The following is a 281-nucleotide window of genomic DNA, read 5'->3' on the forward strand; positions in this document are numbered from 1 at the left end:
GCAATAACCGTAATTCCTGAAACAAACATACTGGAGAACACATACCATCCAAAGAGCGTACTGAACCAGTGTGGATCAAGACTCTTGATCCAGTCCCATGACATCATGGACTCTGTTACAATAAAGAATACAAGAAACCCAGCCGAAAGTTTAAAGTTCTTTTTATACCACCTGTTATCTGTTGCCTCATCTTGCCTAAGGGAATTCTTTCTAAGAAAATATCTGAAAAGGTTCCATCCAGCGATATACAAAGCAGCACGAATTAGGAAGAAAGGCACGTT

The 281-nt window shown here is 39.9% G+C and carries 1 pseudogene; it reads right to left on the reverse strand.

Going from position 1 to position 281, the window contains the following annotated elements:
- A pseudogene (locus HC176_RS19880) lies at positions 1-281 on the reverse strand (quinol:cytochrome C oxidoreductase); the annotation flags it as partial.

Source organism: Tamlana crocina (assembly GCF_012037625.1).